The organism is uncultured Roseobacter sp. (genome assembly GCF_947495025.1).
Classification (GTDB): domain Bacteria; phylum Pseudomonadota; class Alphaproteobacteria; order Rhodobacterales; family Rhodobacteraceae; genus Roseobacter.
This window is the reverse complement of record NZ_CANLXG010000002.1, coordinates 807,558-826,261: the sequence shown is the minus strand read 5'-3', so window position 1 is coordinate 826,261 and position 18,704 is coordinate 807,558. Positions and strand designations below refer to the sequence as shown.

Below are 18,704 nucleotides of genomic sequence, written 5' to 3'. Positions count from 1 at the left end.
CCGGGGCAGGAACATGACAGAATTTACAGTATCGCGACTTGGGCTGCAGGGAGACGGGATCGCGGAAGGCCCGGTTTATCTGCCGCTGACGCTTCCCGGCGAACGGGTCAGCGCAACGGTCAGAGATGGCCGCGCCGAAGACATCCGGATCGTGCATCCTTCAGAGCGCCGTGTGTCAGCCCCCTGTCGGCATTTCCGGTCCTGCGGCGGGTGCCAGCTGCAACACGCCGATGATGATTTCGTGGCCGCCTGGAAAACAGATCTGGTGCGCAATGCGCTGCATGCCCACGGAATAGAGACTGTTTTCCGACCCATCGAGACATCGCCAGCGGGCTCGCGACGGCGGGCGGGCTTTGCTGCGCGGCGTACGAAAAAGGGCGCGATGGTCGGGTTTCACGGACGTGCCTCCGACACCATCATTGCGATCCCGGACTGTGTACTGCTCGAGGCCGCGGTACTTGAGGGACGACATGTTGCCGAGGCCCTTGCCCTTGTGGGCGCCAGCCGGAAAACTGCGCTTTCGGTGATGATCACACAGATGGAAAATGGTCTGGATGTCTCGGTTTCTGATGGCAAACCGCTTGATGGCCCATTGCGTCAGCAGCTCGCTGCGATCTGCGAAAATCATGCACTGACCCGCCTGACGTGGGGCGACGAGGTGATCGCCATGCGCGCACCGCCCCGTCATATGATCGGGCGGGCTGCTGTGACCCCACCGCCTGGCGCATTTCTTCAGGCGACAGCCCATGGTGAGGCCGCGCTGACGGCAGGTGTTCTTGAGATCACGGCGGGAGCGTCCGCGATTGTCGATCTCTTCGCCGGTTGCGGAACATTTTCGCTGCCACTTGCTGAAACGGCGGCTGTGCATGCGGTAGAAGGTGACGGTGCGATGATGGCGGCGCTGGATGCAGGCTGGCGGCATACTGAAGGTCTGAAGGTTGTAACGACAGAAACGCGTGATCTTTTCCGCCGCCCGCTGTTGCCTGACGAGCTGGCCCGCACGGATGCTGTTGTCCTTGATCCGCCCCGTGCCGGGGCCGAAGCACAGGTCGCTGAACTTGTTAAGACAAAAGTGCCGAAAATTGCCTATGTCTCCTGTAATCCGGTGAGTTTTGCCCGCGATGCGGCGGTGCTGGTCGCAGGGGGTTGGCATCTGGATCATGTGCAGGTTGTGGATCAGTTCCGCTGGTCTGCGCATACAGAGCTTGTCGCCGGGTTCACCGCTGCCCATATGCGGGCGTGAAGATGAGGAGAATCAGATGACCTTTCGGCAGGCCCTGGACAAGTGGCTGGACAAAACATGGGTGACCAATCTGGTCGTTGCGGTCATTCTGCTGAACGCTGTTGTGCTGGGCATGGAGACATCAACCGAGCTGATGTCGGCGGCCGGTCCTCTGATTTTGATGCTGGACAAAGCCTGCCTTGCCTTCTTCATTGTCGAAATTGCCCTGAAACTCGTTGCGCGGGGCGGGCGGTTCTTCAAAAGCGGCTGGAATGTCTTTGACCTGGTGATCGTGGGCGTGGCGCTTTTGCCCGCATCTCAGGGTCTGTCTGTTCTGCGCGCACTGCGCATCCTGAGGGTTTTGCGGGTGATTTCTGTGGCACCCAGCCTGCGGCGCGTGGTCGAGGGATTCATCACGGCGCTGCCGGGTATGGGCAGTGTTTTTCTGTTGATGGCGATCATTTTCTATATCGGTGCCGTGATGGCGACCAAGCTGTTTTCCGGCAGTTTTCCGCAGTGGTTCGGATCATTACCGCAAAGTGGCTATACGCTCTTTCAGATCATGACGCTGGAAAGCTGGTCGATGGGCATCGTGCGGCCCGTAATGGAAGTTTACCCATACGCCTGGGCGTTTTTCGTACCGTTCATCATGGTGACAACATTTGCGGTTGTGAACCTGCTTGTCGGTCTCATCGTGAATTCGATGCAGGATGCGCATCAGGAAGAGGCTGGTGCCGTGACAGACGCCTACAGGGATGAAGTTCTGCAAAGGCTTGCGGCAATCGAGGAAAAACTGGACGGCAAACCGCCATCCTGACGGTTTTGTGAGGTTGATTAACCAGTTTCTCATGGTACCTGTGGGACAAGAGCAGGGCGTCGCAAAGGCGCATTTTACGGGACAGCAGGTTAATGCGCCGAAGAGATTTATTGTTGGGCACCGCGGCGATGGTATCGCTGGGGGCCTGCGCCACAGATCCTAAATTCCGCCGTTATGACGGGCCGGAAGTTACCTTTGTCGTCGTCAACAAGGGCGCTCGCCGGATGCACCTGTTGCACAACGATACGGTCCTGCGCAGTTACAACATCCACCTTGGCTTTGCGCCGGTTGGCCCGAAACAGTTCGAAGGTGATGGCAAGACGCCCGAGGGCCTGTACCGGATCGACCGCCGTAACCCGAACAGCCAGTTCCATCTGTCTCTGGGCATATCCTATCCCAACGTGAATGACGTGGCCGCGGCCAAAGCGGCGGGCAGGTCTGCGGGTGGGGACATCTTTATCCATGGCCAGAAGAATCCGTTCAGGAAAGATGACCCTGACTGGACCTGGGGATGCATCGCCGTCACGAACGACGAGATCGAAGAGATCTATGCGATGGTGGCGGACAACACGCTCGTTACGCTGAACGCCTGAGCTTCAGAACGATGCAGGCTGTGGTGGTGGCGCGGTGCCATCACGCCCCATAACGAGGGTCCACCAGATTTTTCCGTTGGATTCCTGAAACCACGCAAACCCCATGTCTGTGGCGTCCGGTGACAACAGAATACGCTGCGTGTCCGGTTGCTGCATCCACGCACCCAGTGTTTCGAGCTCGGTTTCGTAGGTCTCGGAAATCGTTTCGCCCACCAGAGTACCCTGAAAACCAACCCGCTGGATGCGATCAATCGGCGAGGAGCCGTCAGAGCCGAAATGCCAGGGCCGGTTCTGGATCGACATGTCCCGCGCATGTGTGGCCGCCGCAGCATTCAGCAGCGGGTCCATTTCTACCGGGTTGCGCGCAGAGGCCCCGCGCAGAGCATTTACAGCATCGAGCATCCGGAACTGCAGTTTGGCCGTATCGCGCTCTTTGATTCTGTAAAGAGATGGCAGTGGTTTTCCGTCAGAACCCAGTGTCGGAGCTGTTTGTGTGGGCGCACAGGCTGCCAGCGTGAGCCCAAGGGCGAAAAAAACAGAAATCAGACGGATCATATGGCACTCCACAAGCGTTAGAGTCGCACATAGCGTGCAATGCGTGGTAATTCAAACGCACATAAGCGTCAGAGCGCCAGATGACATCTCTTTGATTTGCGGGTGCGGCATCTGCGCCATAAAGTGCGCGTCAAACAGTTTTGGTTTTGGAGGCAGTCATGTCTGACAATCGTTTCAAGCACCCGGGTCGCCGGTCTTTTCTGGCCGGCTCGGCGGCAATGCTCGCGGCACCTGCGATCGCGCAGGACGCATCTTCGGTAAATTCGACAACAACTACAGTGGGAGAGCGTGATTTGACCGAGACGGTCCGCCGCAACATCTCCAGCTTCCGTACACTCGACTGGCGGCCCTACTTCTCTGACCTGAAAAACGGCGCGGTTCTTGTAGACATTGACAGCCGTGCGCTGCATTTCTGGGGCGAAGGGGGAGATTTCTACAAACTTTACCCCTCAAGCGTCCCGCTGACCGAAGATCTGACACGCCGCGGCCGGACAAAGATCATCCGCAAGGTTGAGGGTCCGGACTGGCGTCCCACGCCCTCGATGCTCAAGCGGAACCCTGACTGGCCGGAGTACATTGGCCCCGGTCCGGATAACCCTATGGGAACACACGCTCTTTACCTGACGTGGACCTATTACCGTATTCACGGGACGCATGATACGCGCAAAATCGGACGTCAGTCTTCGAACGGGTGCATCGGGCTTTATAACGAGCATATTGCTGAACTGTTTGGCCTGACCAAAGTCGGCACGCAGGTGTTGCTAATTTGACGACATTAGGCCGATTTTGGCCACTGTGTTCCAAAACCGGTTTGCAAACAGCGTTCTGTGCTGTTTAGACATAATCACGAGGTAAGTCTTGGGCGTCTGCTTTCCAAAGTGGAGCGCGCCTTTATGGAGGTTATTGATATGAAAAAACTCGTTCTCGCAGCTGCACTGACAGCCGCCGCGTCGACAGCTTATGCAGGTTCGCTTGCAGAGCCGGTCGTAGAAGCACCCGTAGTGGTTGAAGAAGCAGAAAGCTCGTCCTCCGGCGCGCTGCTGCCGATCCTGCTGCTGATCATCGTTGCAGCAGCAATCGCCTGATCGCCTAGCGGTACTATTCAAAAAGGCGGCACGTCAGTGCCGCCTTTTTTTGTTTGCTCATCCGACAGACAGGGTCAGTCGATCCAGCCCCTGAGATTGTCCGTGATGACAGATGACAGTGCGTCAATATGCGAATCATCATCATTAAGGCAGGGGATGTACGTAAAGTGTTCACCGCCGGCCTCCTCAAAGCTTTCCTTGATTTCCTCGTTGATCTCTTCGAGCGTCTCGATGCAATCCGCGGAAAAGGCCGGTGCGCAGACAGCAATGTTCTTTTTGCCGGCTTCTGCCAGACGCGCCACTTCCTCAACCGTGTAGGGCTGGAGCCACTCCTCGGGGCCGAATTTTGACTGGAAGGTCGTTGTGATCTCGGTGTCTTTCCAGCCCAGACGCTCCTTGAGTAACCGGGTCGTTTTCTGACACTGGCAGTGGTAGGGATCGCCTTCCATCAGGTACCGGATCGGCACACCGTGGTAGGAACAGACCAGGATATCCGGCTTTTTGTCGAGTCCGGCATAGGCGCGTTCAATCGACTGCGCCAGCGCATCAATATAGTCGGGCCGGTCAAAGTATGGTTCGACAGTACGTGTAACGGGCTGCCACTTTTCATAAGTCAGGGCGCGAAAGAACGCGTCATTTGCTGTGGCTGAAGTTGCCCCGGCATAATGAGGATAAAGCGGGAAAAACAGTATCTTACGGCAACCGGCCTGTGTCATCTCGGCTACTTTGGACCGTGTGGACGGATTGCCGTAGCGCATGCAGAAATCAACCATCACGTTGTCGCCGTAGCGCGCGTGCATCTGCGTTTTTACCTTTTCGGTCTGCGCCCTGGTGATTGTCATCAGGGGGCTCTCGCCCTCTTCTTCATTCCAGATAGATTTATAGGCCGCGCCGCTGGAGAACGGACGCTTGCTCAGGATGATGAGCTGCAGCAGTGGCTGCCAGATCCACGGGCTGTAGTCGATTACCCTGCGGTCCGACAGGAACTCGTTCAGATACCGGCGCATCGACCAGTAGTCGTAATTGTCAGGTGTGCCGAGGTTGGCAAGCAGGATGCCGACTTTGGGGCGTGCGACCTCCGGGTGATCCGCGCCGGCGTGGGTCGGGCGGGCCATCAGTGGCCTGGCGGAGCTGCTGTCCAGCATGTCGTTGTCCTTGCTCATCTCGTTCCTCCGCTCAGATAGAGGCTTTTGCGACAGCGTCAATCGCTGAGGGGTCTTTCGGGAACAGCCAGCGCATCTGCCAGCCGCTGTTGCGCAGATCCGGGTCTCAGCGGTTTCTGCTGGCTGTCGTCAGGCGCCCAGCCAGTCAGGAATACGATTTCAAAGGTCGTCAGAATACGACCACCGGGGGTAGAAAAACTGTCGCCGTATAGCCTGGCGGCTTCCGCAAAGAGAGCGCGGGGCACCGCTTTGCGCAGGCGCTGCGCCAGCGCATTGGTTTCCCCCATCGCGCGCAGATCATGCATCAGATGGGTCGCGTCGCGGTATTCAGTGTGCAGCGTGAGACTGTCAGCCACGGGCAGGGCGAAGCCCGCCCGCTGGAGTAACGCGCCCAGATCGCGGATTTCTCCCATCGGGGCGATGCGCGGCGACAGACCGCCCGACAGGGTGGCTTCTGCCTGGCCAAGACAGGCGCGCAGTTCCGCGAGGGTCTGACCTCCCAGTGCTGCGCTGATGAACAGACCATCAGGCCGCAGGGCGCGCCGGCATTGAATCAGCTGCCCCACCGGGTCATTGGCCCAGTGCAGACCCAGCGCATGCACGACGAGATCACAGCTGGCCGGTTCGAGATCAAGCGTATCATCGTCCGGAATGATGTGCGCATCCGGCAGTCTGTCTGCCCAGACTTCCGCAAAAGGCGTCACAACTGCGATGTCGGTAAACGTCCTGTTAACCATGCCCAGGCGATCCTGAACTTCGTCCGCTGCCTGGTCCTGCAAAAACAGATCGGCCCGTTTCGCCCGTTGGCGATGAAGGGCCAGTGCCCTGGTGTCAGTCAGTGTGGTCGCTGTGTTCATGGAGGGTTTAATAGGATGGTGCAGTCGGGTTTACAAACGGCGGTTTCGCTCATTTATCCGCCGCGTTGTCTTGGATGCGGCGGAACGGTTGACGATGATTTCGGTCTGTGCGGCCCATGCTGGCGGGACACGCCGTTTATCGGAGGCTCGATCTGTGACACCTGCGGTACGCCACTGCCGGGTGATGATCTGTCCGATACACTGAAATGTGATGAGTGTATGCGGACGCCCCGCCCGTGGAAGCAGGGACGCGCCGCGCTGATCTACCGTGACGGTGCGCGGCGCCTTGTTCTGGCGCTGAAACACGGTGATCGTCAGGAGATTGCGCAGCCGGCCGCGCTCTGGATGTCCCGGGCCATCAAGGATCTGCCACAGGACAACATGATTATTGCGCCGATTCCTCTGCACTGGACCCGTCTGCTCAAGCGCCGGTACAACCAGTCGGGCCTTCTGGCACAGGCTCTGGCGCGCCATACGGGCCTGCCTGTGTGCCAGGATCTGCTTGTGCGGCAAAAGCGGACCCAACCCATGGAAGGGATGACCCGCGAAGTACGTTTCACATCCGTCAAAGGTGTCATCAGTGCCCACCCGAGGCGCAGGCACCGGCTCATCGGGCGCCCGGTTCTGCTGGTCGATGATGTTATGACCTCTGGTGCCACGCTTTCCGCCGCTGCGGATGCCTGTATTGCAGCAGGCTCAGGGCCGGTATACGTGGTGGCACTGGCACGGGTGGCACGGGATACCTAGATATCCGTCTGAACCCAGTCACGGGAAGGACCGGTTATGAAAAACGTTGAAATCTATACATCGCCGCTTTGCGGATTCTGCCACGCGGCAAAACGTCTCCTGAACCAGAAAGGCATCGATTTTGCAGAAGTCGACGTTCTGGCAAACCCCGAGCGCAAGCCCGAAATGATAAAACGCGCAAACGGCGGGCGGACTGTGCCGCAGATTTTTGTCGGCGATATCCATGTCGGCGGGTGCGATGATCTTTATGCGCTGGAGCGCGCAGGCAAGCTCGACGGATTGCTGGCAGCCTGATGCAGACGGCACTGCTGCAGCTGAACGTCACGGATATGCCGGCGGAGAATCTCGTGGAGACCCGCCGGCTGCTGGCGCAGGCGGCGACGGACGGTGCGCAGTTTGTTCTGACCCCCGAGGTCACAAACTGCCTGTCCACCAGCCGTCAGCATCAGCACGGGGTGCTGCAGCACCAGGAAGAGGATATCACACTTGAAGCCCTGCGTGCCGATGCAGCCCGCTTTGGCATCTGGCTGCTGATCGGGTCGCTGGCGCTGAAAACGCATGATGCCGATGGTCGGTTTGCCAACCGCTCCTTTCTGATCAGTCCCACGGGTGAGATCGTGGCCTGGTACGACAAGATCCACATGTTCGATGTTCAGGTCACCCCAGAAGAGACCTGGCGCGAATCAGAAGGATACCGACCCGGAGCGCGCGCTGTAACGGCCCAGACCGCTTTCGGGATGCTGGGGCTGACGATCTGTTACGATCTGCGGTTCCCGGCTCTGCACCGCGCGCTGGCCACTGCTGGTGCGCAGATTCTGACAGTGCCCGCGGCATTCTCTCCGGTGACCGGCGCCGCCCACTGGCACACGCTGTTGCGGGCGCGGGCGATTGAGACCGGGTGCTTTGTTATTGCTCCGGCGCAGACCGGCGAGCATCGGAGTGCTGCGCATAAAACCCGGCGAACCTATGGGCATTCTCTGGTCGTCACCCCCTGGGGAGAGGTCCAAATGGACGCAGGTACGGACCCGGGCGTTTACATGACGGACATCGATATGGGATTAGTGGCACAGGCGCGCGGAAAAGTTCCCAGCCTGGAAAACGCACGACCATTCGATGGACCCTGATGAACGACGACCGGAATTCACTCGCGATATCACTGTTCAGCGAAGTGCTGACCGCAGATCAGATGATACGGGCACGGCTCAGCAAGGTGCTGCCCAAAGGTATGGAAATCTCGCACTTTTCGGTCCTGAACCATCTGGCAGGTAATGTGGGCGAGCGCACCCCGGCGCAGCTGGCCGGTACCTTTCATGTCACCCGCGGGGCGATGACCAATACTTTGTCCAAACTGGAATGGGCAGGCTACATCCATATCCGGCCGGACTGGGACGATGCCCGCCGCAAGATGGTCGCGATCAGCCCTGCCGGCCGCCAGGCGCGTGACCAGGCGGTCGGATCTATCGCACCGGTCATCAACCAGGTTGTCGAAAAACTGGGTGACGAACGGGTGCGGGAGGCGCTCCCTATCCTGCGCGAGATGCGTCGTCAGCTGGGCGAGGGAAGTTAAGCCGGTTTCAGGCTCGCGGTCACGTAGTTCACGCTGAGATCCCGGTCCGACAGCCGCCAGGACCAGGAAATCGGATTGAACACGAACCCTTTGCGGTCGACGGGGTCGAGGCCTGCGTCGCTCAGCAGGGCAAACAGCTCGTCCGGTGTGATGAATTTTGACCATTCATGCGTGCCTTTGGGCAGCCAGCGCATCACATGTTCCGCGCCGATAATCGCCATAACATAGGACTTCGGGTTGCGGTTCAGTGTCGAACAGATGTGCAGCCCGCCTGGTTTCAGCAGCTGCCGGCAGGCTGTGAGATAATCAATCGGCGAGGCCACGTGTTCGACCACTTCCATGTTGAGAACCACGTCAAACTGTTCACCGTCTTCGGCAAGTGCCTCGGCTGTTGTGTGCCGGTAATCGATCGTCAGGCCGGATTGCTCTGCATGGATCTGCGCCACCGGAATGTTGCGCTCTGCGGCGTCCGCGCCGACAACCTCTGCGCCAAGACGCGCCATGGGCTCTGACAGCAGGCCGCCACCACAACCGATATCCAGAATGCGCAGACCTTTGAACGGCAGCGCGCCCTTGAGATCACGGTCAAATTCACCGGCGATCTGGCTGGTGATATAATCCAGCCGGCACGGATTGAGCATGTGCAGCGGCTTGAACTTACCGTTTACATCCCACCATTCGGCAGCCATTGCCTCAAATTTGGCAACTTCGGCGGGGTCGACGGTGGATTGAAGCGCTTGCATTCCTGTCTCCATGTGATCATTTGCGGTTTCGTATTATATAGGCCTGATATGGACAAGTTCCCGGATCAAAAGCGCGCAGTGCAGTATTTGTACCCGCCGATCGACCCTTTCGATCAGCGGATGCTGGACGTTGGTCAGGGACACCGGGTCTATGTCGAGCAATGCGGCAACCCCGACGGTATCCCGGTGGTGGTTCTGCACGGCGGTCCCGGTGGCGGCTGCAGCCCCGCGATGCGGCGCTATTTTGACCCTGAAATCTATAGGGTTGTGCTGTTTGACCAGCGCGGCTGCGGGCGGTCCCGGCCACATGCGAGCGTGACGCACAACACGACGTGGCACCTTGTTGACGATATCGAACTGATCCGGCGCGAGCTGGACATTGACCAGTGGATCGTTTTTGGCGGCAGCTGGGGCGCGACACTGGGTCTCATCTATGCGCAGGCACATCCGGACAGAACCAGCGCGATTGTCCTGCGCGGGGTCTTCCTGATGACGCAGCGCGAACTGGACTGGTTTTATGGTGGTGGCGCGGGTCGTTTCTGGCCAGAAGTCTGGGCGCGGTTTACCTCGCTCATTCCAAAAGACGAGCACGGGGACCTGATCGAGGCATACCGCAAGCGCCTGTTCTCCGGCGATCTGTCGATCGAGACGCGCTATGCCCGCGCCTGGTCGGCCTGGGAAAATGCGCTGGCCTCAATCTATTCGTCGGGCTCAACAGGTGAAAGTCCGGGGGAATATGCCCGTGCTTTCGCGCGTCTGGAAAACCATTATTTCTCGAACGCAGGGTTTCTGGAATTCGACGGTCAGATTCTCGCACATGTCGGACGTATTGCACATATTCCCGGCGTGATCGTGCAGGGTCGATATGACATGATATGCCCGCCAGACAGCGCCTGGGCGCTTGCAGATGCCTGGGAGAACTGCGAGCTCAAAATGGTCCGCAATGCAGGTCATGCTTTGTCTGAACCGGGAATCAGTGCAGAACTGGTGCGCACAATGGACAGGATTGGCGGACGGTGACACGCAGACCCCATATTGACCGACGCGCGCTTTTTGCGTCAGGTGCAGCCGCAGCCCTGCTCGCGGCGACCGGCCTGTCTGCGGGCCCGGCGCCCGCGCGGGGAGGCCGGCTGCGCATGGCGCTCTCGGGTGCGAGCCGGGATGACGTGCTGGGTCAGGTCGGCACGCCGGGTCTCTTTATGCAGGTTGCTACCGCGGGTGTTCTGTTTGACACGCTGACGGAGATTGCCGCTGACGGCACGCTGCACGGCGAACTGGCTGTTGCGTGGCACAGCAACGCTGATGCGACCCGCTGGGAGTTTGATCTGCGCCGGAATGTGGCGTTTCACGACGGCAGGTTTTTCAGTGCTGATGATGTGCAGGCCTCTTTTGCGCCGCTGCAGGACGGGCTGCTGTCAGATGTGGAGTCGGTTGAAGTTGCGGGTTCGCAGCGCATTATCATACATCTCCGCGATGGAGATCCGCAGTTTCCGATGCGGCTGAGCCATCCTCAGACGGTTATTCTGCCAGGTGGTGACGCAGCCAGCGCGGCGGCGGGTGTCGGTACCGGGCTGTACCGGCTGCATGAATTCCGGCCAGGGCGGCATCTTGTGGCGTACCGTGTCGCCGATCACTACAAGGACGGGCGCGCGGGCTGGTTTGACAGTGTTGAGCTTGTCTCACTGCCGGCGGATGAGGTCCGCGCCGAGGCATTGCGCGATCACTTTGTTGATGCCGTCGACCTCGAGCATCCTGCGGACCTGGGGGATCTGGAAAATATCACCCTGCTGCCGCGCGAGGACTTTATGTCGACGGCCGTCGACCAGCGTCTGGCATTGCCCGCGACGGTGGGCAGCCGCTGGCCGATGGACAATCTGCGTGCTGCAGAGCGGTGGTGGATGGCCTGACGCGATCAGGGGTTGCAGACTCAGAGCGCCGGGCGTATATCGTGCTCAACAGCGGCGCTCTCGGGTCCACACCGAAAGCCCACCGGAATTTCGAACGGGCCGCGCGCCCGTTTTTTTGTGCCTGAAAGACAGATGACAAACGATCTGATTGCAAAAGCAGCGATAGACCGCCGCATGGCCGAGATCATCACACCGGTGATCGAGGATATGGGGTTTGAGCTGGTGCGCGTACGTCTGATGTCGGGCAAGAGCACGACGTTGCAGATCATGGCCGACAAGCCGGATGGTGGTATCGAGGTGGACGACTGCGCCGAGATCAGCCAGGCGATTGGCGCTGTCCTTGATGTCGAGGACCCTATTCTCGATGAGTATACGCTCGAAGTCTCCAGCCCCGGTATTGACCGCCCGCTGACCCGTCTCAAGGACTTTGAGATGTTCGAAGGGTATGAGGCCAAAATCGAGACCGGCGAGATGATCGACGGCCGCCGTCGCTTCAAGGGCGAGCTGGCCGGTGTCGAGGGCGACGAAGTGCTGATCAATGTCGCCGAGGGCACCATCGGTCTGAAATTCGACTGGCTGACAGAGGCCAAACTCGTACTGACCGACGACCTGATCAAAGAGATGCTGCGCCAGCGCAAAGCCGCGGGCGAGATAGACGAAACAAAGTTTGACGAGATTTCCGATGAGGTTTCATCGGACGATTCCGCTTAAGGGAGACCTGAGACATGGCCATTACATCTGCCAACCAGCTTGAGCTGCTGCAAACTGCCGAGGCGGTTGCGCGCGAGAAAATGATCGACCCCGGACTGGTGGTCGAGGCGATGGAAGAATCACTCGCCCGCGCGGCCAAGTCCCGTTACGGCGCGGAGATGGACATCCGCGTGTCCATCGACCGCAAGACGGGCAAGGCGACGTTCACGCGCGTGCGCACCGTGGTTGAGGACGAAGAGCTGGAGAACTACCAGGCCGAGTTCACCGTTGAACAGGCAAAACAGTATATGGAAAATCCCGAGGTCGGCCAGCAGCTGATCGAAGAGGTTCCCCCGGTCGAGATGGGCCGGATTGCTGCACAGTCCGCCAAGCAGGTCATTCTGCAAAAGGTGCGTGAGGCCGAGCGTGACCGTCAGTTCGAGGAATTCAAAGACCGTGCGGGCACGATCATCAATGGTCTGGTCAAGCGCGAGGAATACGGCAACGTCATCGTTGATGTAGGTGCCGGCGAGGCGATCCTGCGCCGCAATGAAAAGATCGGCCGCGAAAGCTATCGTCCGAATGACCGGATCCGCGTCTATATCAAGGACGTCCGCCGTGAGCAGCGCGGCCCTCAGATTTTCCTGAGCCGCACGGCGCCGGAATTCATGGCAGAGCTGTTCAAAATGGAAGTGCCGGAAATATATGACGGCATCATCGAGATCAAGGCCGTCGCCCGTGACCCGGGCAGCCGCGCCAAGATTGCTGTGATCTCGTATGACAACTCGATTGACCCTGTGGGTGCCTGTGTCGGTATGCGCGGATCGCGCGTCCAGGCGGTTGTGAACGAACTGCAGGGTGAGAAAATCGACATCATTCCGTGGAATGAAGATCAGCCGACGTTCCTGGTGAACGCGCTGCAGCCAGCAGAAGTGTCCAAGGTGGTTCTGGATGAAGAAGCCGGCAAGATCGAGGTCGTCGTTCCCGAAGAGCAGCTGAGCCTCGCGATTGGACGCCGTGGCCAGAACGTGCGTCTGGCGTCGCAGCTGACCGGTCTTGATATTGACATCATGACCGAAGAGCAGGAAAGCGCGCGCCGTCAGGCCGAGTTCGAGCTGCGTACGAAACTGTTCGTCGACAATCTGGATCTCGACGAGTTCTTTGCGCAACTGCTTGTTTCGGAAGGGTTCTCGAACCTCGAAGAAGTTGCATATGTCGAGCTGGACGAACTGCTGGTGATCGACGGTGTGGACGAAGACACCGCCAACGAACTGCAGGCGCGTGCCCGCGATGTGCTGGAAGCACAGAACAAGGCAGCGCTGGAAAACGCCCGCAGCATGGGTGTCGAGGACAGCCTGGTTGAATTTGAGGGTCTGACACCCCAGATGATTGAAGCGCTGGCCAAAGACGACGTGAAAACGCTTGAGGACTTTGCAACCTGCGCCGACTGGGAGCTGGCCGGCGGCTGGACCACGGTCGACGGGGAACGCGTCAAGGACGATGGCGTGCTGGAGCCCTTTGACGTTTCGCTTGAGGAAGCACAACAGCTGATCATGACGGCCCGTGTCCTGCTGGGCTGGGTGGACCCTGCCGATCTCGAGGCTGACGCTGAAGAAGCTGACGCCGAAGAAGAAGCGGAGGAATCCGAGGTCTGATCTCAGGCCTCGGGGTCACCTGATGGGTCGCGGTGGCGCTCCCAAAGACCGGTCTGACGGTCCTTCGCGCAAGTGCATCGCCACAGGTGAGGTGCAGCCAAAACATGGACTGATCCGTTTTGTGGTCGGGCCGGACAATCAGGTTGTTCCCGATATTCTGGGCAAGCTGCCTGGTCGTGGTATCTGGGTAGCAGCGGATCGTGGGGCTCTTGAGACGGCGGCAAAGAAACGTCTGTTCTCGCGGGGCGCAAAGGCACAGGTCAGCGTGCCGGATACGCTGGTTGAAGAAGTTGAGCGGCAACTGGCGCATCGCGTCGTGGAGCTGATTTCGCTCCAGCGTAAAGCCGGAAAAGCCGTGGCGGGCTATGAGAAAGTGAAAAGCTGGCTGCAGATGGAAGAGGCAGAGGTGCTGATCCAGGCCAGCGACGGATCGGGGCGCGGCAAGTCGAAACTGAGCACGCCGCATTTCGGAACGTATATTGGCTGGCTGACGGCTGACGAATTGGGTTTGGCATTCGGACGCCAAACTGTGATACATGGGGCGCTCGCCTCTGGTGGACTCACGCAACGTGTTGTAGAGGAAGCCCAAAGACTTAAAGGCGTGCGCAAAAACGAGGGTGGTAACGGCCACCCGAAAGGATAGACGAGCTTCATGAGCGATACTGACGGCAAAAAAACATTGGGTCTGCGCGGCGGCGCGCGTCCGGGCAACGTAAAGCAGAGCTTTAGCCACGGACGGACCAAGAACGTCGTGGTTGAGACCAAACGCAAACGCGTTGTGGTGCCCAAAGCGGGTGCCGCGAAATCCGGTGGCAGTGGTTCTGCGGCGACGGGTGATCCGTCTCGGCGCCCCGCTGGTATCAGTGACGCGGAGATGGAGCGTCGGCTGAAGGCCGTTCAGGCTGCGAAGGCGCGTGAGGTTGAGGAATCTGCGGCGCGCGAAGCCGAAGAGAAGGCCCGCGCAGAAGAGCGCGAGCGCCGTCGTGCCGAGCAGGAAGCCAAGGAACGCGAAGAACGCGAGCGCGAGGAAAGCCTCAGGGCCAAGGCCGAGGAAGACAAACGCCGGCAGGAAGAGGCTGAGGCCGCTGCAAAAGCTGCAGCCGCGCCGGCACCTGAACCCGTTGTTCAGCGTCCGACAAGCAACAAAGCGCCCGATCCCGCACCACGCAAGCAGGAACGCGAGCGCGACAACAAACGCGGCGGCAAGGGTGGCGACGACAACCGTCGGTCCGGAAAACTGACGCTGAACCAGGCTCTCGCCGGCGGCGAAGGTGGGCGTCAGCGCTCGATGGCTGCGATGAAACGCAAGCAGGAACGTGCCCGCCAGAAAGCGATGGGCGGTCAGGTCGAGCGTGAGAAGGTCATGCGCGATGTGCAGGTCCCCGAGGCGATTGTCGTCTCCGAGCTTGCAAACCGGATGTCCGAGAAGGTTGGGGCCGTGGTCAAGGCGCTGATGCAGAACGGCATGATGGTGACGCAGAACCAGACCATTGATCAGGACACCGCCGAGCTTATCGTCGAGGAATTCGGCCATAAGGTCGTGCGTGTTTCGGACGCCGATGTTGAGGATGTGATCAAAGAGATCGAGGACGACGCAAAAGATCTGAAATCCCGTCCCCCTGTTATCACCATCATGGGTCACGTTGACCATGGTAAGACATCGCTGCTGGATGCGATCCGGAATGCCAAGGTTGTCGCCGGTGAAGCTGGTGGAATCACCCAGCACATCGGTGCCTATCAGGTGAAAACTGACGGTGGTCAGCTGCTGAGCTTCCTGGATACACCCGGCCACGCCGCGTTTACGTCGATGCGGTCGCGCGGTGCGCAGGTCACGGACATTGTTGTTCTGGTGGTGGCTGCCGATGATGCGGTCATGCCGCAGACGATCGAGGCGATCAACCACGCGAAAGCGGCCGAGGTGCCGATGATCGTGGCGATCAACAAGGTCGACAAGCCCGACGCCAATCCGGACAAGGTCCGGACTGATCTGCTGCAGCACGAAGTGATCGTCGAGAAGATGTCCGGCGAAGTGCAGGACGTGGAGGTTTCAGCGATTTCGGGCCAGGGTCTGGACGAACTGCTTGAGGCAATTGCGCTTCAGGCCGAGATTCTCGAGCTCAAGGCAAACCCGGACCGTGCGGCGCAGGGCGCCGTCATCGAGGCGCAGCTGGATGTGGGGCGTGGGCCCGTTGCCACCGTTCTGGTCCAGAACGGTACGCTGCGACAGGGCGATATCTTTGTTGTCGGCGAACAGTACGGCAAGGTGCGCGCGCTGATCAACGACAAGGGCGACCGTGTCAAAGAAGCTGGTCCGTCGGTTCCGGTAGAGGTGCTTGGTCTGAACGGGACACCCGAAGCAGGCGACGTGCTGAATGTCACCGAAACCGAAGCGCAGGCCCGTGAGATCGCGGAATACCGTGCCAATGCGGCCAAAGACAAACGTGCGGCCGCGGGTGCTGCGACAACGCTCGAACAGCTGATGGCAAATGCCAAGGCGGACGAGAACGTGTCGGAACTGCCCATTCTGGTCAAAGCCGATGTGCAGGGTTCTGCCGAAGCGATCGTCCAGGCGATGGAAAAGATCGGCAACGACGAGGTGCGCGTGCGCGTGCTGCACTCGGGTGTGGGCGCGATCACGGAAACGGACGTCGGTCTTGCCGAAGCGTCCGGCGCACCGATCATGGGCTTTAACGTTCGGGCCAATGCCTCGGCACGGAACACAGCGAACCAGAAAAGTGTAGAGATCCGCTATTATTCGGTGATCTATGATCTGGTGGACGATGTAAAAGCCGCAGCCTCCGGCCTGCTGAGCGCGGAAATCCGCGAGAACTTCATCGGATACGCGACCATCAAGGAAGTCTTTAAAGTCACAGGCGTCGGCAAAGTCGCCGGTTGCCTTGTAACTGAAGGTGTGGCGCGACGCTCTGCGGGCGTACGTCTGCTGCGCGACAACGTTGTAATCCACGAGGGCACGCTGAAAACGCTCAAGCGCTTCAAGGATGAAGTCGCCGAAGTGCAGTCCGGACAGGAGTGCGGTATGGCGTTCGAGAACTACGATGATATCCGTGCGGACGATGTGATCGAGATCTTCGAGCGTGAAGAGATTACCCGTACTCTGACCTGACAGTCAGACGCAGCACAAAAAAACAGGGACGGTGAAATTCACCGTCCCTTTCTTTTTCGCTTAACGATCCTTAATGCAGTTTGTCTGCATTCCGGGCCACAGGCTTGCCAGTGTATGTATCGTCGTCGACTTTGACGACAATACGTCCATCAGGCAGGTCCCTGACAAAGATGCCCTGTACAGAAACCGCACTCCCGATAGTGATGGTGCGAAGCATATTTTTCTCCCCAGAAAAACTTCACCTAAAACTAGAAGAATTTGATTAATAATCCATAAACAAAATTTGAATTATTACGATTTTGTTCATAAATGGGAAAAAATCCGCCGATTAGAGCCAGTCACGCAGTATCGGGATAAGCGGAATGTCCGCTTCGGGCATCGGATAGCTCCTGAGCTCGTTCGGGCGTACCCATTTCAGCGCCTGGTTTTCGCGTGAAACCGGAGTGCCTTCCCACTTTCGACAGGCGAAAAGTGGCATCAGGAGATGAAAGTTTTCATAGCTGTGGCTGGCAAACGTAAGCGGGGCCAGACAGGACTGCCAGGTGTTGATACCCAGCTCTTCTTCCAGTTCGCGGATGAGCGCAGCTTCGGGTGTTTCTCCGGCTTCAACCTTGCCGCCTGGAAATTCCCACAGCCCGGCCATGGATTTGCCTTCGGGTCGTTGCGCCAGCAGCACCCGCCCATCCACGTCGATCAGCGCGACGGCCGATACCAGCACAGTTTTCATTGCCAGTCCCTTGTCAGCAGATCAGGAGCGATAATCCGCATTGATTTCAATGTAGCCATGAGTCAGATCACAGGTCCAGACAGTAGCAGAACCATCACCCAGCCCGATATCAACTGATATCAGAAGGTCCTGCTTTTTCATGTGCGCCGCCGCTTCAGCTTCGTTATAATCCGGGCTGACCCAGCCGTTTTCCGCAACGATGACATTCCCGAACCTGATCGCAAGGCGGTCGCGGTCGGCAGCCGCCCCCGATTTTCCGACGGCCATGACAACGCGCCCCCAGTTCGGATCCTCGCCCGCAATTGCTGTTTTGACCAGCGGGGAGTTCGCAATGGACAGTGCGTGAATGCGCGCATCCCTGTCGTTCAGTGCGCCCGACACCGTTATTTCCACAAATTTGCTGGCGCCTTCGCCATCCCGCACGACCTGATGGGCCAGATCGCGCATAACACCATGCAGCGCCGTGGAAAATGCGTCATTCCCGGACACGTCAGCACCCGACTGACCGGTGGCCGCCACCAGCAGAGTATCCGAGGTCGAGGTATCACTGTCCACGGTGATGCTGTTGAACGTGACTTCGTTATGTGCAGAAACCAATGCCTGCAGCTCGTCCTGGGGTATCCGCGCATCGGTAAAGATATAGACGAGCATCGTGGCCATATCGGGCGCTATCATGCCGGACCCTTTTGCGATCCCTGCTATACGCACCATCTTGCCGTCAATCCTGACCGTTGTTCCCGCGCCTTTGGGAAAGGTGTCGGTGGTCATAATAGCCCTGGCGGCGGCATCAATTCCGTCAGGCGCAAGCGCGCCGGCCAGCTCTTCTATTTTCGAGGTGATCCGGTCGTGTGGCAGCGGCTCGCCGATGACGCCTGTTGACGCAGTAAAGACCCGCTCCTCCGGTACACCACAGACGTGCGCGGTGGTTTCGGTGATCGCACGCACAGACTCTGTGCCGTTGCGGCCGGTAAAGGCGTTTGAATTGCCCGAGTTGACCAGAATCGCTGCTGGTTTGTCAGACGAACCGCCCAGTTTTGCCTGACAGTCGAGCACAGGTGCGGACCGCGTGGCCGACCGGGTGAACACACCGGCGATGACGGTACCCGCATCAAGTGTTGCCAGCATAACATCTGTTCTGCCGGTGTATCTGACCCCCGCAGCCACTGTCGCAAAACGCACGCCATCAACGATGGGCAGCTCCGGGAAACCCGACGGTGCGAGCGGAGAAACGGGCAGTGATCCGGCCATATCA

22 protein-coding genes are annotated in these 18,704 nt (G+C 59.0%); 15 read left to right on the top strand and 7 right to left on the bottom strand.

Going from position 1 to position 18,704, the window contains the following annotated elements; all coding sequences use genetic code 11:
- Window positions 1-13: 13 nt before the first annotated feature.
- From Q0792_RS12225 to Q0792_RS12215, 3 genes are all read left to right on the top strand, one after another.
- Window positions 14-1,243, top strand: coding sequence for a class I SAM-dependent RNA methyltransferase (locus Q0792_RS12225; protein ID WP_298840756.1), 1,230 nt, complete (start codon window positions 14-16; stop codon window positions 1,241-1,243).
- Window positions 1,244-1,259: 16 nt separating this feature from the next.
- A complete protein-coding gene (locus Q0792_RS12220) occupies window positions 1,260-2,039 on the top strand; it encodes an ion transporter (RefSeq protein WP_298840753.1) in 780 nt (259 codons plus the stop codon).
- A 92-nt stretch (window positions 2,040-2,131) separates the two neighbouring features.
- Window positions 2,132-2,632 (top strand): L,D-transpeptidase family protein, encoded by a 501-nt coding sequence (locus Q0792_RS12215; RefSeq protein ID WP_298840750.1) that lies wholly within the window; start codon window positions 2,132-2,134, stop codon window positions 2,630-2,632.
- Between the two features lie 3 nt (window positions 2,633-2,635).
- Here Q0792_RS12215 and Q0792_RS12210 read toward each other — a convergent pair whose 3' ends face one another.
- On the bottom strand, window positions 2,636-3,187 hold the full coding sequence (locus Q0792_RS12210; protein ID WP_298840747.1) for a CAP domain-containing protein: 552 nt from the start codon (window positions 3,185-3,187) through the stop codon (window positions 2,636-2,638).
- Window positions 3,188-3,345: 158 nt separating this feature from the next.
- Between Q0792_RS12210 and Q0792_RS12205 the strand changes: the two genes are divergently transcribed.
- Window positions 3,346-3,957: a L,D-transpeptidase gene (locus tag Q0792_RS12205; protein ID WP_298840744.1), complete on the top strand. Its 612-nt coding sequence runs from the start codon at window positions 3,346-3,348 to the stop codon at window positions 3,955-3,957.
- Window positions 3,958-4,095: 138 nt separating this feature from the next.
- Entirely contained in the window at window positions 4,096-4,272 is a 177-nt protein-coding gene (locus tag Q0792_RS12200) for a hypothetical protein (protein WP_298840741.1), read from the top strand.
- Between the two features lie 74 nt (window positions 4,273-4,346).
- Here Q0792_RS12200 and hemH read toward each other — a convergent pair whose 3' ends face one another.
- Window positions 4,347-5,387 carry a ferrochelatase gene (gene hemH, locus Q0792_RS12195; RefSeq protein ID WP_298841875.1) on the bottom strand — a complete coding sequence of 347 codons (1,041 nt, stop codon included), beginning with the start codon at window positions 5,385-5,387 and terminating at the stop codon, window positions 4,347-4,349.
- 86 nt (window positions 5,388-5,473) lie between these two features.
- Window positions 5,474-6,292: a methyltransferase domain-containing protein gene (locus Q0792_RS12190; RefSeq protein ID WP_298840739.1), complete on the bottom strand. Its 819-nt coding sequence runs from the start codon at window positions 6,290-6,292 to the stop codon at window positions 5,474-5,476.
- Between the two features lie 15 nt (window positions 6,293-6,307).
- On the opposite strand from Q0792_RS12190, the gene Q0792_RS12185 reads away from it, so the two are divergent.
- The 4 genes from Q0792_RS12185 to Q0792_RS12170 are packed head-to-tail and all read left to right on the top strand — an operon-like array spanning window position 6,308 to window position 8,606.
- Window positions 6,308-7,039 carry a ComF family protein gene (locus Q0792_RS12185; protein WP_298840736.1) on the top strand — a complete coding sequence of 244 codons (732 nt, stop codon included), beginning with the start codon at window positions 6,308-6,310 and terminating at the stop codon, window positions 7,037-7,039.
- A 36-nt stretch (window positions 7,040-7,075) separates the two neighbouring features.
- Window positions 7,076-7,333, top strand: a complete 258-nt coding sequence (grxC, locus tag Q0792_RS12180) for a glutaredoxin 3 (RefSeq protein WP_298840731.1) — start codon at window positions 7,076-7,078, stop codon at window positions 7,331-7,333.
- Window positions 7,333-8,163 (top strand): carbon-nitrogen hydrolase family protein, encoded by an 831-nt coding sequence (locus Q0792_RS12175; protein ID WP_298840729.1) that lies wholly within the window; start codon window positions 7,333-7,335, stop codon window positions 8,161-8,163. The genes grxC and Q0792_RS12175 overlap by 1 nt, the downstream gene beginning before the upstream one ends.
- Entirely contained in the window at window positions 8,163-8,606 is a 444-nt protein-coding gene (locus tag Q0792_RS12170) for a MarR family winged helix-turn-helix transcriptional regulator (protein WP_298840726.1), read from the top strand. The genes Q0792_RS12175 and Q0792_RS12170 overlap by 1 nt, the downstream gene beginning before the upstream one ends.
- Here Q0792_RS12170 and ubiG read toward each other — a convergent pair.
- Complete coding sequence (ubiG, locus tag Q0792_RS12165) at window positions 8,603-9,349, bottom strand: bifunctional 2-polyprenyl-6-hydroxyphenol methylase/3-demethylubiquinol 3-O-methyltransferase UbiG (protein ID WP_298840723.1); 747 nt, start codon at window positions 9,347-9,349, stop codon at window positions 8,603-8,605. The genes Q0792_RS12170 and ubiG overlap by 4 nt on opposite strands.
- A 48-nt stretch (window positions 9,350-9,397) precedes the next feature.
- Here ubiG and pip point away from each other — a divergent pair, with 48 nt between their 5' ends.
- The 6 genes from pip (at window position 9,398) to infB (ending at window position 16,725) form a co-directional block, all read left to right on the top strand.
- Entirely contained in the window at window positions 9,398-10,369 is a 972-nt protein-coding gene (gene pip, locus Q0792_RS12160) for a prolyl aminopeptidase (RefSeq protein ID WP_298840720.1), read from the top strand.
- Window positions 10,366-11,256 carry an ABC transporter substrate-binding protein gene (locus Q0792_RS12155; RefSeq protein ID WP_298840717.1) on the top strand — a complete coding sequence of 297 codons (891 nt, stop codon included), beginning with the start codon at window positions 10,366-10,368 and terminating at the stop codon, window positions 11,254-11,256. Before pip ends, Q0792_RS12155 begins: the two co-directional genes overlap by 4 nt.
- Before the next feature lie 132 nt (window positions 11,257-11,388).
- Window positions 11,389-11,967 carry a ribosome maturation factor RimP gene (gene rimP, locus Q0792_RS12150; RefSeq protein WP_298840714.1) on the top strand — a complete coding sequence of 193 codons (579 nt, stop codon included), beginning with the start codon at window positions 11,389-11,391 and terminating at the stop codon, window positions 11,965-11,967.
- A 14-nt stretch (window positions 11,968-11,981) separates the two neighbouring features.
- Complete coding sequence (nusA, locus tag Q0792_RS12145; RefSeq protein WP_298840711.1) at window positions 11,982-13,601, top strand: transcription termination factor NusA; 1,620 nt, start codon at window positions 11,982-11,984, stop codon at window positions 13,599-13,601.
- 22 nt (window positions 13,602-13,623) lie between these two features.
- Window positions 13,624-14,244, top strand: coding sequence for an RNA-binding protein (locus Q0792_RS12140; RefSeq protein ID WP_298840708.1), 621 nt, complete (start codon window positions 13,624-13,626; stop codon window positions 14,242-14,244).
- Window positions 14,245-14,253: 9 nt separating this feature from the next.
- Window positions 14,254-16,725 (top strand): translation initiation factor IF-2, encoded by a 2,472-nt coding sequence (infB, locus tag Q0792_RS12135; RefSeq protein WP_298840705.1) that lies wholly within the window; start codon window positions 14,254-14,256, stop codon window positions 16,723-16,725.
- 70 nt (window positions 16,726-16,795) lie between these two features.
- Here the strand turns inward: infB and Q0792_RS12130 are convergent, their stop codons facing one another.
- The 3 genes from Q0792_RS12130 to argJ all read right to left on the bottom strand — a co-directional run bounded on the left by Q0792_RS12130 (window position 16,796) and on the right by argJ (window position 18,700).
- On the bottom strand, window positions 16,796-16,942 hold the full coding sequence (locus tag Q0792_RS12130; RefSeq protein ID WP_298840702.1) for a hypothetical protein: 147 nt from the start codon (window positions 16,940-16,942) through the stop codon (window positions 16,796-16,798).
- A gap of 111 nt (window positions 16,943-17,053) precedes the next feature.
- Window positions 17,054-17,452 (bottom strand): (deoxy)nucleoside triphosphate pyrophosphohydrolase, encoded by a 399-nt coding sequence (locus Q0792_RS12125; protein ID WP_298840699.1) that lies wholly within the window; start codon window positions 17,450-17,452, stop codon window positions 17,054-17,056.
- Window positions 17,453-17,473: 21 nt separating this feature from the next.
- Complete coding sequence (gene argJ / locus Q0792_RS12120) at window positions 17,474-18,700, bottom strand: bifunctional glutamate N-acetyltransferase/amino-acid acetyltransferase ArgJ (RefSeq protein WP_298840697.1); 1,227 nt, start codon at window positions 18,698-18,700, stop codon at window positions 17,474-17,476.
- Window positions 18,701-18,704 lie beyond the last annotated feature (4 nt).

What these genes read in the sequence shown, in the direction of transcription:
- Q0792_RS12225 (WP_298840756.1), top strand. Translation starts at nt 14, where the DNA reads ATGACAGAATTTACAGTATCGCGACTTGGGCTGCAGGGAGACGGGATC.
- Q0792_RS12220 (WP_298840753.1), top strand. Translation starts at nt 1,260, where the DNA reads ATGACCTTTCGGCAGGCCCTGGACAAGTGGCTGGACAAAACATGGGTG.
- Q0792_RS12215 (WP_298840750.1), top strand. Translation starts at nt 2,132, where the DNA reads ATGCGCCGAAGAGATTTATTGTTGGGCACCGCGGCGATGGTATCGCTG.
- Q0792_RS12210 (WP_298840747.1), bottom strand. Translation starts at nt 3,187, where the DNA reads ATGATCCGTCTGATTTCTGTTTTTTTCGCCCTTGGGCTCACGCTGGCA.
- Q0792_RS12205 (WP_298840744.1), top strand. Translation starts at nt 3,346, where the DNA reads ATGTCTGACAATCGTTTCAAGCACCCGGGTCGCCGGTCTTTTCTGGCC.
- Q0792_RS12200 (WP_298840741.1), top strand. Translation starts at nt 4,096, where the DNA reads ATGAAAAAACTCGTTCTCGCAGCTGCACTGACAGCCGCCGCGTCGACA.
- hemH (WP_298841875.1), bottom strand. Translation starts at nt 5,387, where the DNA reads ATGGCCCGCCCGACCCACGCCGGCGCGGATCACCCGGAGGTCGCACGC.
- Q0792_RS12190 (WP_298840739.1), bottom strand. Translation starts at nt 6,292, where the DNA reads ATGAACACAGCGACCACACTGACTGACACCAGGGCACTGGCCCTTCAT.
- Q0792_RS12185 (WP_298840736.1), top strand. Translation starts at nt 6,308, where the DNA reads ATGGTGCAGTCGGGTTTACAAACGGCGGTTTCGCTCATTTATCCGCCG.
- grxC (WP_298840731.1), top strand. Translation starts at nt 7,076, where the DNA reads ATGAAAAACGTTGAAATCTATACATCGCCGCTTTGCGGATTCTGCCAC.
- Q0792_RS12175 (WP_298840729.1), top strand. Translation starts at nt 7,333, where the DNA reads ATGCAGACGGCACTGCTGCAGCTGAACGTCACGGATATGCCGGCGGAG.
- Q0792_RS12170 (WP_298840726.1), top strand. Translation starts at nt 8,163, where the DNA reads ATGAACGACGACCGGAATTCACTCGCGATATCACTGTTCAGCGAAGTG.
- ubiG (WP_298840723.1), bottom strand. Translation starts at nt 9,349, where the DNA reads ATGCAAGCGCTTCAATCCACCGTCGACCCCGCCGAAGTTGCCAAATTT.
- pip (WP_298840720.1), top strand. Translation starts at nt 9,398, where the DNA reads ATGGACAAGTTCCCGGATCAAAAGCGCGCAGTGCAGTATTTGTACCCG.
- rimP (WP_298840714.1), top strand. Translation starts at nt 11,389, where the DNA reads ATGACAAACGATCTGATTGCAAAAGCAGCGATAGACCGCCGCATGGCC.
- nusA (WP_298840711.1), top strand. Translation starts at nt 11,982, where the DNA reads ATGGCCATTACATCTGCCAACCAGCTTGAGCTGCTGCAAACTGCCGAG.
- Q0792_RS12140 (WP_298840708.1), top strand. Translation starts at nt 13,624, where the DNA reads ATGGGTCGCGGTGGCGCTCCCAAAGACCGGTCTGACGGTCCTTCGCGC.
- infB (WP_298840705.1), top strand. Translation starts at nt 14,254, where the DNA reads ATGAGCGATACTGACGGCAAAAAAACATTGGGTCTGCGCGGCGGCGCG.
- Q0792_RS12130 (WP_298840702.1), bottom strand. Translation starts at nt 16,942, where the DNA reads ATGCTTCGCACCATCACTATCGGGAGTGCGGTTTCTGTACAGGGCATC.
- Q0792_RS12125 (WP_298840699.1), bottom strand. Translation starts at nt 17,452, where the DNA reads ATGAAAACTGTGCTGGTATCGGCCGTCGCGCTGATCGACGTGGATGGG.
- argJ (WP_298840697.1), bottom strand. Translation starts at nt 18,700, where the DNA reads ATGGCCGGATCACTGCCCGTTTCTCCGCTCGCACCGTCGGGTTTCCCG.